The sequence below is a fragment of the Parabacteroides timonensis genome (genome assembly GCF_900128505.1).
Classification (GTDB): Bacteria; Bacteroidota; Bacteroidia; order Bacteroidales; family Tannerellaceae; genus Parabacteroides; species Parabacteroides timonensis.
Genome location: NZ_LT669941.1, coordinates 1637023 through 1651430 on the forward strand (window position 1 = coordinate 1637023; position 14408 = coordinate 1651430).

Sequence of the window (14408 nt, forward strand, 5' to 3'; positions counted from 1 at the left end):
ATGAGCGATATCAGAACGAACGAAGAAGAAGGCAAAAAGAGCCTGAATTTTATTGAAGCAAATGTTGAGAAAGATTTAGCAGAGGGTAAAAACGGAGGACGCGTACAAACCCGTTTCCCCCCTGAACCCAACGGTTACCTGCATATCGGACACGCCAAAGCAATTTGCCTGGACTTCGGCATGGCAGAACGTTACAACGGGGTTTGTAACCTTCGTTTCGACGACACTAATCCGGTAAAGGAAGACGTAGAGTATGTCGATGCAATAAAAGAAGATATAGAATGGCTCGGATTTCATTGGAATAACATCTATTATGCATCCGACTATTTCCAGCAGTTATGGGACTTTGCCGTCCGTCTGATCAAGGAAGGAAAAGCCTATATCGACGAACAAAGTTCGGAAGTTATCGCCCAGCAAAAAGGAACCCCTACCCAACCGGGTATCAACAGTCCGTACCGCGACCGTCCCATCGAAGAAAACCTGGCTTTGTTCCAGAAGATGAGTGACGGAGAAGTGGAAGAAGGTGCTATGGTATTGCGTGCCAAGATCGACATGGCTAATTCCAATATGCATTTCCGCGACCCGATCATCTATCGTGTGGTAACATCCGCACATCACCACCGTACAGGTGACAAGTGGAAAGTGTATCCGATGTACGACTTTGCACATGGACAGAGCGACTTCTTCGAAGGCGTTACGCATTCACTTTGTACCCTCGAATTCGTGGTACACCGCCCGTTGTACGACTTGTTCATCGACTGGCTGAAAGAAGGTAAAGACCTCGACGATAACCGTCCCCGTCAGACCGAGTTCAATAAACTGAACCTGAGTTATACGCTAATGAGTAAGCGTAACCTACTTACACTGGTAAAAGAAAAGTTGGTCGATGGCTGGGACGATCCCCGCATGCCGACTATCTGTGCATTCCGTCGCCGTGGTTATTCTCCCGAATCCATCCGCAAGTTTGTCGATAAGATCGGCTACACCACTTACGATGCCCTAAATGAGTTTGCCTTGTTGGAAAGCGCCGTTCGTGAAGACCTGAATGCCCGTGCCACACGTGTATCGGCCGTTCTTGACCCGGTCAAACTGATCATCACCAACTATCCGGAAGGAAAAGTGGAAGAAATGGAAGCCATCAATAACCCGGAAGATGAAACGGCAGGAACCCACCTGATCGAATTCAGCCGTGAGCTATGGATGGAAAGAGAAGACTTCATGGAAGATGCACCGAAGAAGTTCTTCCGCATGACTCCGGGACAGGAAGTACGTCTGAAGAATGCCTATATCGTGAAATGTACCGGTTGCAAAAAGAACGATGCCGGCGAAGTAGTTGAAGTATATTGCGAATATGACCCGAATACCAAAAGCGGTATGCCCGATAGCAACCGTAAGGTAAAAGGCACCCTGCACTGGTTGAGTTGTGCTCACAGCCTGCCTGCCGAAGTCCGCTTATACGACCGTCTCTGGAAAGTAGAAAATCCACGTGACGAACTGGCTGCTATCCGCGAAGCAAAGGACTGTTCCGTTCTGGATGCGATGAAAGAGATCATCAATCCGGACTCATTAAACATACTTACTAATTGTTACGTAGAAAAATACCTGGCAAATGCCAAACCGTATGATTACCTGCAATTCCAGCGTATCGGTTATTTCAACGTAGACAAAGATTCAACGCCAGAAAAGCTGATCTTCAACCGCACCGTATCCTTGAAAGATACCTGGAGCAAGGTGAAGGATAAAGCGTAATAAACAAGATAAAAGAGAATTTACCTGATATATGAAAAAAGATGATATTTCACGCCTGTTACAACGCTACCTGGACGCCCACGAAAAAGGGAAAGAGCCCTATTTCGATGCGGACGAACTGAGTGACCTGTTGGACAGTTTTGAAGAATCGGACGATTATAAATACTTTGATGAAATTTTAGCCTTAGGGCTAAAACTTCATCCGGGTAATATTGACTTGCAGATCAGACAATGCCGTTTTTATGTTTATAATGAAGATTATGAAAGCGCACTTGCTTTGATCGACACCATTGCCGAAACCGACAGCCAGGACCTGGACTTATTACGACTCGAATGCTTTTGTATGCTCGACCAATATGATAAAGTGGTCGAATACACGGAAGACATCGCAGCGAGAGACTGTGATTATCTCGAATTGGCTTTCGAATACATCGCTCCTCTTTTAAGTGATATGGAAATGAATAAGGAAGCCCGTGATTATATCAAGCGCGGTATTACTTTGTTTCCGGACAACCTCAACCTAAAAGACGAGTTATGTTATAGCCTGGAAATGGAAGGCGATATCGACGGGGCGATTACAATATGTAACGAACTGATCGATAAAGATCCTTATTCGCACGATTATTGGTTCTCACTGGGACGTCTCTATTCCATCAAGGCTGAATTCGACAAAGCAATCGAAGCATTCGACTTTGCCCTTACCTGCGACGATTCGGACCCCGAACTGAAAATACTGAAAGCCTATTGCCTCTATATGAATGAAAATTATGAAAAGGCATTGGAGGTATATAAAGAGATCGAAACCGATTCGGATATGACGGAGCGTATCAAACCGCTCATGGCTGAATGTTATATCAAGCTGGAGGACTATGAAGGAGCATACAGAATGCTAAAAGATATTATCGGAAAGAAGATCGTAACCAACGAACCGGCAGCTTATATCAATTATATCCGGTGCTGTACGGAAACAAACCGTGACCGCGAAGCATCCAATACACTGATAAAAGCAGTTGAATTATTTCCAAATAATGTCCGGATACTATCTTTACTGGCACTAACTTACGTCGAGAACGGAGAAGACAGGCTTGCTATCGACACTACCGAACGCTTGTTTAATGTACTGGATCAGGGAAGTGATTATCTACCCGAAGATTACGAAAGCCTGTTTCATGCAGGACAGTTTCTGTATATGAAAGGAGAGATAGAAAAGGCACTCAAATATTATCTAAAGGTATTGGAGGTTAACCCCGACATGCCTTATATCCATCTTCACTTGGCGATGGCTTATCTGGCGAAAGGCGACATGAAGCATTTCGGTGAGCATTTCTCACAGACCTCTCCCCAGGAACTGGTAGAGTATCTTGAAAGCTCGGGAGTCGACTTTAGCGATGTGGAACAACAGCTAATGGGCAAACACATTCCCCCCGAAGATCTGACGAAGGAATTCCTCAATAATAAAGACAATAACAATTAAATGAAGAGAAATCTAAAAGACTACGGTCTCTTACTTTTGAAAGGCATGGGGATGGGGGCGGCAGATGTCGTGCCCGGAGTATCAGGTGGTACGATTGCCTTTATTGTAGGTATTTATGAAGAACTGATCGATTCGATCAAAAGTATTAACGGAGCCAGCCTGAAATTACTGTTTACAGGAAAGATCGCAGCTTTCTGGAAAGCGATCAATGCAAACTTCCTGTTGGCACTTGTTTCCGGTATCGGTATCAGTATCTTTTCCTTGGCAAAGATTATTACCTGGTTGCTGGTCACACATCCGATCCTGGTATGGGCATTCTTCTTCGGGTTAGTATTGGCGTCTACCTGGTTCGTATCGAAAGATATCAAACAATGGAACTGGAAGTCAGTCCTATGTTTTATCATCGGGGCTATCATCGCTTATTACATTACGGTTGCTACACCGGCCGAAACTCCGACCAACCTGTTCTTTATCTTCCTTTGCGGAGCAATTGCCATCTGTGCAATGATCCTGCCGGGTATTTCAGGTAGTTTCATCCTGGTATTACTGGGTAAATACTTTTATATCATGGAAGCGGTAAAAACATTCAACATCCCGGTCATGCTTGTTTTCATTTGTGGAGCAGTTTTAGGTATTACTTCTTTTTCCCGTGTACTTTCTTTTGCCTTACGAAGATTTCACGACACCACAATTGCCGTATTAGCCGGATTTATGCTAGGTTCGCTGAATAAAGTATGGCCATGGAAGAAGACAGTCGAAACATTTACAGGTGATGGACAATCTTTTCTGGAAGAATCAAACATCCTACCCGATCAATTAGTATGGGAAGCTGTCGGATTAATGATCTTCGGTTTTGCTATCGTATATTTCCTTGAAAAGTTATCCATGAAAGGAGCTAAGGCTTAAAAAAGAAATCTCTTCCCTATGCTCACGCACGAGGAAGAGCTCGTTCTCTCGCCAAAGAGAACCTCATCAATTATGTTAACCTTATTATGGGTTAAAGAGGGAGCGATTCGCCAAGAGTTGCTCCCTTTATCGTTGAAAACACACATTATTCTATTATTGTTCATCTTTTACGCAAAGATTGTGCCAAAAACTTATCTAACTGAGAACTAACCTCATAACTAAACCGAACGTTGTCCATTAATGGACAGTTGTCCGGTTTTTATTTATTTCATGCTTCCGGCACATCACCCACACTATTGCAAACAGCGTGCCAAAAACACATCTCATTAATTATCAACGATATACTAATTCAACAGTTATTCAGTCATGTCAAATAATTAGACACTGACGTCTAATTATTTGACAATTCAAGTTATCTCACATCATATCTTGTAAAGAAATAGAAGCAAGCCATAAACAGTACGGCAATCGTGATTATCATAGCGATCAGATAGCCTCCGATAAATTCGAAACGCTGTCCGAAAGAAGCAATCTGCTCCTGATACTGCGGGATCTGGTCGACTGCTACCGGTTTCTTACTGGTAGAATAATCTTCGTACGGATTATACCAGTGCGGACTGTCGGAATCCTTTGCATCGATATCCTTAAACCATTGCAGGAACCGTTCCTGGAAAATATGTAAATCATTCCAGTTCTTCTGGAAACGGAGATAACCACCTCCCAGGAAAGCTTCGTTCATATAATCAAACTGTGCAATCGGTGAAAGCAAGGTGAAATTACGGGTTTGCTCAAACTGCCGGAATTGTTGCAGGTAATAGGCGTCATTGAACTTTTTTGCGTTATTCATCAAGTTAGTCTGATTATTTGCACGTAACTCATGACGGGGATAGAATGGATTATTGCCACTGGATGACCAACTTCCCTCCGGAGCATTACGATTAATATCATCACTAGCTTCCCGGAGTTTTTGGTTTACATCTTCCGATGAAGGTATGCTGAACAGCTTTTTCGCCCAAAACACAGAAGTATTAGGAATAATAACTGCAGCAAACAACCAAAAACAGAGAGATATTAATAGACTGATATTTGAATAACGCGTTACGACCGATGAAAATAGACCGAATACCGCGAAAGTAGTAATAAACAACAGACTGATCAGTATAAACCCGGCGGTCTCCATCAAAAAGCTACCATTCAACTGTACTTGCCCGGAAACTGCCAGAATAAGCAGACTGATTATAATGCCAACCAGTTCCATCATCCCCACAACCGTAACAATACTCACCAGTTTACTACACAGAAATGTACGCCGGGGTACAGCATTTGAAAAGACCAGTGCCAACGTCCTCTCCTCTTTCTCTCCTGAGATTGCATCAAAAGCAAAAAGCAAAGTAATAAAACTCAGAAACATCGATACAATGAACGACCAACTCAGGCTCTCTCCACGGCTTAACAAAGGATTGTTGCTATCGTGACGTACCGAGTAATCAAACACATTGTAAGCGCTGTAACGGATTCGATTAGGTAAATAACTTTCTTTACAATCAGCAATTACACTGTTTTCACGCGGAGAAGTGACAAAGTTATTCCTTGTTGTTGCTACTTTTGAAACATTTTCAGCTTGTTTAGCCACAGACTCTTGTTGTGCCTTGCTATACTTGGCGTAATTATTATGCATATCTTTAAAAGAAGAAGTAAACGAAATACTCCCCAGGGTAAAGACCAACACGACAATTACAAAAGAAACCTGAAAACGCAGACTATACAAGTAGTTCTGCAATTCCCGTATATATAAAGTTGTAAACATAACTGTAATTATTTATTATCTGACATCATATTTCATAAACGATACGATCGTACCGACCAACAAGACGATCGCCAACCCCAACAAAGCACATAAACGCCCCAAAGCATCACCCAAAGCAGCAGAAAGTGTTGCAGGCTGAGGAATATAACGAGGCATAGCACTTGTATCCAGATATGGGAACTCACTATACCCTCTATCGTATTTCCTCCTTGCCGTTTCATCCCCCGAATCCACCTCTGCCTGTGTAGGAAACTCGTCCAAAGGCTGAGGGGTAAAATAAGCAGTAGATTCGAATAACTTATGATCTTTAAAATAAGTTATTACACTCTCACGATAATTACGAAGGCCATCCATGTATTTCAGAAAACTATTCGCATTTGTATGGCACAAAGCTTCAGTGGTTTGACCAAACAGCTCGGAAGGCGACAACCAGGCGATGGCCTGTTGCAAGTGTTGTTGACGCATCAATCCATCCAGGTAATCGCGTTGCAAAGCCCATTTCTTATCCGCATTATTTAGCATGACAGGAGTTGCCCAAATTTGCATCTGCTGATGGAATAAAGGTGTTTCCTTCGGCCCTCCGGCTAATTCCAGATACTCCACATTATCCCCATTACAATTGTTATAACTCAGGAACTTCATATTAACCCTTTGGGCTGCATGCGGCCATTCTTCATAATACTCTTTATAATAAGTATCATCATAATCTTCCATCGCAGCCTGCACATTGTCATATAACGGCGCCTTTGAAATACTCTGTGCCAGGTAAGTTGCAATATTAGGCATCAGGAAAAGAAACCATATCCAGCATAACAAGCTGATAATAATAGATGATGACGAATGCGTTACCCTGCTGGAAATAAACATTCCTAACAAAAGAAATACCAACATATAAATAACAGAGGTCAGGAAAAGCAGTAACAGGCCACCCCAGTCGGATGCAGAAAAGGATATTCCCGGATTAACCACGATAATCAGGCAAGCCAACAGATAACAAAATAACAGAATCGGCAGCAACGTAAGCAACAACCCCAACAACTTCCCCATCAGGAAAGAGATACGGCTCACTTGTCCGGTAAATGTCAATTTCATCGTTCCATCCTCCCGTTCCCGTGTGATGGCATCATACGAGAAGACAAGCGCCAACAACGAGATCAGAATAGCGATTACTTTCGAGAAGTCGATCGAGAAAAAAGCATTCAGCAGCGGATTATCACGGGTGATCGTATGTCCTTCCGGAAACAACGGATACTCCCAGAAAGCAATCTTTACCTTATTTCCTATATTGCTGATAATACCCGTACTAAAGATACTAAGAGGTTCAGGTTCCTGAACGATAGTAGGCCGTACCGCCGACCACACCCGGCTCTCCTTCAACTCCTTATCGGCTTGTGCCTGTTCGATCTTATAGACACGTACCTGGTTCTCATAATTATCCACACTGACGATAATCGTGAACGGTATCACCAGCAGACACAATACAAACCCTATAATAAACCTGACTGACAACAAGTTCAGCAGGAAATCTTTTTTTGCTATTAACCAAATCATAGTATTTAATATATTATATCGTTTGTACTCTTATTCCAGGACTGCTTCCTGCATATAATCCAGATAGATACGTTCCAGGTCGTCCTGAAGGAACTCTTCACGGCTACGAAGCATGACCAGGCGGCCTTCTTTCATGATGCCGACCCGGTCGGCAACCGCTTTGGCACGGAAGAGGTCGTGGGTACACATCAGGATACTTTTACCGGCATTACGCAGGTTGATCAATATCTGCATCAGTTCGGCAGCACTCTTGGGGTCGAGGCCGGTGGTAGGTTCGTCCATAACGATGTTGTCGGCATCCTTAATGATGGCGATGGCCAGACCCACTTTCTGGCGCATACCTTTGGAGAAGGTCTTCAGCTTACGTTCGAAAGCTTCTTCCTGAAGGCCGACACGGCGCATAACGTTATAGTACTCCGTCTTCGTCAGTGTTGTCTTTCCTCCCAGGCGGGCAAAGAAGTCGAGGTTCTGGCGGGCGGTGAAGTTTCCGTACAACATGACATTTTCAGAGACGAAAGCGACATGGTTCTTTGTCTCCAACGGACTCTCCATTACATCGATACCATCGATCAGGGCATGGCCCGAAGTCGGTTCGATGAAATTAAGGAAGATGTTGATGGAAGTTGTTTTACCTGCACCGTTAGCTCCCAGAAGAAAGAATATCTCACCCGGTTTGATTTCCAGGTTCAGTGAATCGAGGGCCAGGTTGCCGTCTTCATATCTCTTTGTTAAATCAATCGCTTGTAACATAGTGTTTATTTTTTAGTTGTTTTTATTTATTTCAATTATTATCAGAGTTGAGCCTATTCGTGTCGTTGTCTTCAACAAGGCTCCACCTTGTGCCGCAGGCTCTATTTTGCCGTCTGCTTCAGCTGACGGACTAATAATCAGGAGGCAAAGCCTCTTCCTCTGTGGGCTTAAGCCCCTTTCTTCAAAAGGGCTGTCCAATATATTTTAAAGGGGTTAAAACCCACAGAGGATCCGGCAAAGCCGGAGCATTTAAATATCCGTTTGCTGAAGCAAACGGCAAAAGAAAGCCTGCGGCATGAGGCTCCGCCTCATAAAAGACTCAGTTTTTCTAGTTCCGATCGCGAAGCCCAACTGTCAACTGTAACTTGTCAACTGTCAACTGAAAAAGGTTTCACCTTTTTCTAAATTACCGCTTACTCAATCTCATCCCGAACCAAACAATTCCGCCTATAAAACCAACTAGCAGCAGGATCAGGAAGAGGGTTCCGAAGATGGAAGTGGCAGCATTTACCTGGATGCGGACTGTCTTATCTTCCGTATCTACCTTGCGGTTGTCTGCCATCGCTTCTGTCTTGATCTTGACTTCCTGGGCACCTACTCCACCATCCGACGGAGGGATGATAGTAACCTTTACTGTGACTTCTTTTTCCGGGTCGAGGCTACTGATCACGTCCGGTTCAATGTTCGTATTCCATGCCAGGGGTTTCTCGGTTGTCAATTTGATGTTATCCAGGCGGCGCGTTCCTCCGTTGCGGACAGTGACATCCATCGTAATTTCCTTGCCGACCGTTGTCTCATGATAGAGGTTGTTTGCACGTACTTCGATCTTTCCTCTTCCGCGGGGAATGATTTCCAGGTTTTCGCTTCCGGCCTTTTCGCCGTTAGCTGCACCAACGGTCTGTACCTGGAATTTGATCGGCTGGTCGATGACTACCTGCTGATCGTCGCGATCCGGTAAATAGACCTGCAAAGATAACTTCTTTATGTTTACCCCCTGTGCAAATTTAATCTGGGTCACCTTACTTTCACCATCAGTAAAGTCGTAACTGATCTGGCGCGGCAGGTCTAAAACCTCCAGGCGGTAGACATCGTCGGATGTGGAGAAACGTTCGAGCGTCAGATCATAGGTCGCTTTACTGCTCAGGTCGGCTTCCTGGCTGAACTGCATGGAAGAGATATCGATCACATTCACGCTTGCGTCTTTCTTCAGATAGATATTTTTCTCGTCCTTGCGATTGTTGTAATTCAGCGATACGGTCAAATTCTCGGCATCCTTCAACAGTTCGAAATCGGCTGTTGCCACCTTTCCCAGCTCAATAAAGGGGACGCGGAACTCATACGGCGAACCGATTATCGTCTTCGATTCATTATCTACTAACGATACATATATATTATATATTTTACCGGAACGCATTTCTGGAGTGAATACGTCGAAATGTTCCTGGAACTGGCTCAGATACTCTTCGTTCCCTTCGAGCGCACTTTTGAGGGTGATCTTTACCTTTCGTTCGCCCCGCTGATCCTGATATTTCACGGCACGTTCGACGGTGATGTAACTCTGCTGCGAGATCAGTTTAAGGATCAGTTTCTGATAGTCGACCTCCTTACTCAACAACTCGTTCTTCGAACGGTTGAAGTCGTTGGCCGATATGGCTTTTTCGTTGAAGAGCTTCGTGTCGTTCTCATACTTCTGCTTGGCTACTTCATAGTCGGCACGTGTCTTTTTCAAATCGAGCAGCAAAGCAGCCTCACTGTTTTCCTGCGACCGGACGGCAAAGGGCATCAGTAAGAGAACCAGCAATACCGTGATAATACTTTTCATGTGTTCGTTCATTTGTCTTTTTCTTATTATGTTATTTTTATTTGCTCCTTGATCTGTTTCAGTTTCCTCAGCAGGAAACCGGAGTTTCCAAAGCACGAAACTACGAGGAAACTGTAATAGATTATAGATCATACTACTAACCATTTTTGATAACATTACGATTCCGGCAGAAAACTGCGGTTATGTTCGAAGTCGTACATCGTCTTCCGATTCAGGTCGGCTACCGACAGACGATAAGTAATATAACTGTCGATATACGCCAGCTGTACCTGCGAAAGGCGTTCCTGTTCGATAGAAAGCTCCTGGCTGGTCATATCCCCGTTCTCGAAACGCATCTGGCTGATCCGGTAACTCTGTATGGCAACCTCCTGGTTACGGCGGTTGATGCGGTAACGCTTCTCGGCTTCATACACACTGCGTACGATCTCACGGATTTCCTGTTCGATGGTTCTTTTGGTGTTATCGAGGTTCAGCTCACGTTGTTTAAGACGAACCTGCTCGCGGCGTACCTGGTTCTTGGCACGTCCCCAGTCCAACAGCGGGTAAGAGACGGTCAGGGCGACACCGCGGTTCGAAGGGCGGTCGCGCATATTATCGAAGGAAGAACCGACCAGCTGGCCTACCGTCCCCTCTCCTCTCGTACTCAGTCCTGTGAAATCATAATAGGCGGAGATATTTCCTTTGAACTCCCGTTCACGTTTGGCGCGTTTCACTTCGATGGCCTGTAACTCGATATCCAGATTATCTTCCTGTATCTCCATGCGGTTCCTCAGGGCCTCGTCGATGGCTTGCTGCATATCTACGATAAAAGCCTCGAACTCCATATCCGCTTTCAGGTCGATCTCTTCTTTCAGGTCAAGGCCGATCAATAATTTGAACTGGTCTTTGGCGGCGGAAAGCTTACCTTCGCTTTCCATCACGCGAGCCTCGTCCTGTGCGACGGTGATTTCGGCAATCAGTATTTCCCCTTCGGGAAGGTTACCTGTTTCCTGTTTCAGTTTGGTGATGCGGTAGGCTTCACGGGAGTTGGCCAGGCGGTCCTGGTTGATCTTATGTTCGTAGGCCAGTTTGTATACCGTATAAAAGGCTTCGGTTACATTATATACAATATTCATCTGGACACGGGTAAAATAACAGGTGCTCTTCCGAAAGTCCAGTTCGGCCACCTTCATGTTCTCCTTCAGCTTATTGGCCGTAAAGATCGGTTGATTGAAAGAGAGGGCGAAACGGCTATACACCTGGTCGCGTTCCAGTTCTTCATAATCCTGTTGTGAAAGCGTGGTACGGTAGTTTTCCCAGTACATTTTGGAGGAAAGGGCAAAATTACCTCCGGTAGGCAGTACGTACGTGAAATTCAAGTTCCCGCCTACTTGCAGCGAACCGATAGAGTTGTAAACCGGCAAACCGTCGGCCTGCGAGATCTCCGTCATCCCTTCCGCCCACGAAGGGGTAAAAAGATCGAAGTTTAGCAACGGTTTGAATTGTGCCTTTGTGTACAAGTAAGAATAGCGGGTTGCGTCCATGTCTTCCTTATAATACTTCACCGTATAGCTTTCACCCAGGGCGATATGAATAGCCTCGTCGTAGGTGATGGTCCGAAGGTTCTCCGTCTCCGCATGCCCCGCCAAAGCGAATCCTATCAATAGAGATACTAACAAATTTCTTTTCATATTATATTGAATTAAGTCTTTCCGGGTAATACATTACCCAATTAGCGTTGTTTGTTCTTTTATCCACCCCTGGTAAGGCAAATGGCGTGCCAAAATTGCAATCGATTGATTATACACTCCTTGCAGAAATGGGTAACTTTTTACTCATGGGTAACTACCCGCTGCTTTACCCAATTTGGGTAATTCTTTACCCATCCGGGTATCTATCGGAAAATAATACAATCGATTCGGCAGAAAGTGATAAACCAGACAAGAGAAAACCTATATCTTTGCCTGTCGTAAGTAAATAAGCAATACCATGAATATAAGACAAGTAGCGCGTTACGCGTTTTTATCTTTCTCACTTCTGACCACAGTGGTTTCGGCAAAGACAAAAGAACCTGTGGATTATGTAGATATGTTTATCGGCACTTCCAATTCCCGTTGGATGCTCGGGCCGTATGCCCAGGAACCGTTCGGTATGGTGCAACTCGGCCCCGATAATCAGGGAAATGTCTGGATGGGCGGATACGAATACGCCATCAACAGCGTCTCCGGTTTCAGCCACCTGCATGCCTGGACGATGGGCGGACTGATGATTATGCCTACAACAGCCGACCTGGCCCTGTCGAACCCGTCGGTTGACTCGCCTTACAAGGGTGCAAACGCCGGTTATCACTCCCGCATACTGAAAGAGACGGAGAAAGCCTCCCCGGGATATTATTCCGTCTATCTATACGATCATGAAGTGAAGGCCGAACTATCGGCTACTACCCGCTGCGGTATTCACCGGTATACTTTCCCCGAAAGAAAGGAGTCGAGAATACTGATCGACCTATTGTTCCCTACCGAATGGGATTACGGATTCAGCGTGAAGGATGCCTGTATCACCAAAGTAAGTTCTACGGAACTGGAAGGATATGCCGATTACCAGTCGGGTTCGTGGAGTAGCTGGAATAATTATAAACTACATTTCATCATCCGTTTCAGCAAACCGTTCTCTCGCTTGAACGGATGGAATGAAGGGAAAGAGGTAGAAGATATACAATCCATCGCCGGTAAAAACGATATAGGAGTTTACGCCCTCTACACCACCGGTGAAGGGGAAAGCATCACGGTCTCCACCGGGTTATCGCTGGTCAGTATCGACCAGGCGCGGTTAAATATGGAGACGGAGCTGGCTCCTTTACAATACGATTTCGACCGTGTCGTAGCCCAGACCCGCAACAAATGGAACGAACTGCTCGGCAAAATAGAGATCGAAGGACAGGACGAAGTGGATAAAACCAAATTCTATACCAACCTCTATCGGGCTTATGCCGGAAAACAGACCTGGAACGACGTGAACGGTCAGTACCGGGATGCTTGCGAAAACGTGCAGCAGCTGGAGCATGGTAATATGTACGGCGGCGATGCTTTCTGGAACAGTTTCTGGAATCTGAACGGCCTCTGGTCGATCATCTCCCCCCGCATCGTAGACGATTGGGTGACCACGCAACTGGAAATGTTCAAACATACAGGATGGACAAGCAAAGGCCCGGCCGGACTCGAATATTCAGGTATCATGGAAGGATCGCACGAAACCGCCTTGATGGTGGCCGCCTACCAGAAAGGGATACGCAAAGACGGGGAAGCTATTTACAAAGCCGTATCAAAGAATGTGACGGAACCCGGTATCAACCATCCTTGCGGCGGTAATTGCGGAAATCCTTTACTGGACGTTTATATTAAGTATGGGTATATGCCGATGGAAATGAGCGTCGTATCCAAAACACTCGATTATGCTTACGACGATTGGTGTGTCTCCCAGTTGGCCCTGGCTCTCGGAAAGAAAAAAGAAGGAAAGGCGTTACTGGCGCGTTCCATGAATTATAAGAATGTATTTCATCCGGAAAAGAAATTTGTCATGCGCAGGGATAGTCTCGGTAACTGGGATAAGGAGTTTGATGTCTTTTCCAACAAAGGGTTTATCGAAGGAAACAGTTGGCAATATTCCTGGTATGTACCGCACGATATTCCGGGATTGGTCGACTTCCTGGGTAAAGAGCTCTTCAACAGCCGCCTGGAAGATGGTTTTATCAAGTCGGAAAAGCATAAGTTCGCAGCCCATGTCTTCGACCGTACATCGGGACAGTCTGCCGAATTTTATATCAACCAGGGAAATGAGGTAAACATGTGTACTCCGTTCCTATTCAACTACTCGGGTAAACCGTGGCTGGCACAGAAATGGTCGCGTGCGATCCTGGATAGTTTCTACGGCTCGACTCCCTATCATGGTTGGGAAGGCGACGAAGACGAAGGACAGATGGGAGGCTGGTATGTCATGAGTGCGTTGGGCCTGTTCGAAATGAACGGAGGTGCTTCCACCCGGCCGGAACTGGAACTGACCAGCCCGCTATTCAATAAAATAACCATTCATCTGGATCCGGATTACTACAAAGGTAAAACCTTCACGATCGAAGCACGTAACAATTCGAAAGAAAACATCTATATACAGAAGGCTCACCTCAACGGTAAAGAATTAAAACAACCCCGGATACCTTTTGCAGCAATTGCCGCCGGTGGAGAACTAATTCTCGAGATGGGTGATAAACCAGGGTATCAGTGCTTCTAAGGTACATCCTCTTTGCCGGACGTAAATCATTATTATAGGTAACCGTCCGGCAAATTCATCTGTTTTTTATACTTTTGTGCAAAGAT

General features: G+C 45.2%; 9 protein-coding genes. 4 read left to right on the plus strand and 5 right to left on the minus strand.

Features of this window, described 5'->3' with window-relative positions:
- Genes BQ7394_RS14195 through BQ7394_RS14205 form a run of 3 tightly spaced genes read left to right on the plus strand, consistent with a single transcriptional unit; the run spans window position 1 to window position 4129 of the window.
- Window positions 1-1749 (plus strand): glutamine--tRNA ligase/YqeY domain fusion protein, encoded by a 1749-nt coding sequence (locus BQ7394_RS14195; protein WP_075560041.1) that lies wholly within the window; start codon window positions 1-3, stop codon window positions 1747-1749.
- A 31-nt stretch (window positions 1750-1780) separates the two neighbouring features.
- Window positions 1781-3223 (plus strand): tetratricopeptide repeat protein, encoded by a 1443-nt coding sequence (locus BQ7394_RS14200; protein WP_075558034.1) that lies wholly within the window; start codon window positions 1781-1783, stop codon window positions 3221-3223.
- Window positions 3224-4129: a DUF368 domain-containing protein gene (locus tag BQ7394_RS14205; RefSeq protein WP_075558035.1), complete on the plus strand. Its 906-nt coding sequence runs from the start codon at window positions 3224-3226 to the stop codon at window positions 4127-4129.
- A 412-nt stretch (window positions 4130-4541) separates the two neighbouring features.
- Here the strand turns inward: BQ7394_RS14205 and BQ7394_RS14215 are convergent, their stop codons facing one another.
- From BQ7394_RS14215 to BQ7394_RS14235, 5 genes are all read right to left on the minus strand, one after another.
- Window positions 4542-5936 (minus strand): ABC transporter permease, encoded by a 1395-nt coding sequence (locus BQ7394_RS14215; protein WP_075558037.1) that lies wholly within the window; start codon window positions 5934-5936, stop codon window positions 4542-4544.
- A gap of 15 nt (window positions 5937-5951) precedes the next feature.
- The gene (locus tag BQ7394_RS14220; RefSeq protein ID WP_075558038.1) at window positions 5952-7487 is read right to left on the minus strand and encodes an ABC transporter permease subunit; all 1536 of its coding nucleotides are present in this window, start codon (window positions 7485-7487) and stop codon (window positions 5952-5954) included.
- Window positions 7488-7517: 30 nt separating this feature from the next.
- On the minus strand, window positions 7518-8237 hold the full coding sequence (locus tag BQ7394_RS14225) for an ABC transporter ATP-binding protein (RefSeq protein ID WP_075558039.1): 720 nt from the start codon (window positions 8235-8237) through the stop codon (window positions 7518-7520).
- Window positions 8238-8643: 406 nt separating this feature from the next.
- Complete coding sequence (locus tag BQ7394_RS14230) at window positions 8644-10059, minus strand: COG1470 family protein (protein WP_235848749.1); 1416 nt, start codon at window positions 10057-10059, stop codon at window positions 8644-8646.
- A 155-nt stretch (window positions 10060-10214) separates the two neighbouring features.
- Window positions 10215-11729: a TolC family protein gene (locus BQ7394_RS14235; RefSeq protein WP_075558040.1), complete on the minus strand. Its 1515-nt coding sequence runs from the start codon at window positions 11727-11729 to the stop codon at window positions 10215-10217.
- A 298-nt stretch (window positions 11730-12027) separates the two neighbouring features.
- On the opposite strand from BQ7394_RS14235, the gene BQ7394_RS14240 reads away from it, so the two are divergent.
- The gene (locus BQ7394_RS14240; protein ID WP_087880606.1) at window positions 12028-14322 is read left to right on the plus strand and encodes a GH92 family glycosyl hydrolase; all 2295 of its coding nucleotides are present in this window, start codon (window positions 12028-12030) and stop codon (window positions 14320-14322) included.
- Window positions 14323-14408 lie beyond the last annotated feature (86 nt).

Excerpts from the sequence above, each read along its gene's own strand:
- BQ7394_RS14195 (WP_075560041.1), top strand. The coding sequence starts at position 1 with ATGAGCGATATCAGAACGAACGAAGAAGAAGGCAAAAAGAGCCTGAAT.
- BQ7394_RS14200 (WP_075558034.1), top strand. The coding sequence starts at position 1,781 with ATGAAAAAAGATGATATTTCACGCCTGTTACAACGCTACCTGGACGCC.
- BQ7394_RS14205 (WP_075558035.1), top strand. The coding sequence starts at position 3,224 with ATGAAGAGAAATCTAAAAGACTACGGTCTCTTACTTTTGAAAGGCATG.
- BQ7394_RS14215 (WP_075558037.1), bottom strand. The coding sequence starts at position 5,936 with ATGTTTACAACTTTATATATACGGGAATTGCAGAACTACTTGTATAGT.
- BQ7394_RS14220 (WP_075558038.1), bottom strand. The coding sequence starts at position 7,487 with ATGATTTGGTTAATAGCAAAAAAAGATTTCCTGCTGAACTTGTTGTCA.
- BQ7394_RS14225 (WP_075558039.1), bottom strand. The coding sequence starts at position 8,237 with ATGTTACAAGCGATTGATTTAACAAAGAGATATGAAGACGGCAACCTG.
- BQ7394_RS14230 (WP_235848749.1), bottom strand. The coding sequence starts at position 10,059 with ATGAAAAGTATTATCACGGTATTGCTGGTTCTCTTACTGATGCCCTTT.
- BQ7394_RS14235 (WP_075558040.1), bottom strand. The coding sequence starts at position 11,729 with ATGAAAAGAAATTTGTTAGTATCTCTATTGATAGGATTCGCTTTGGCG.
- BQ7394_RS14240 (WP_087880606.1), top strand. The coding sequence starts at position 12,028 with ATGAATATAAGACAAGTAGCGCGTTACGCGTTTTTATCTTTCTCACTT.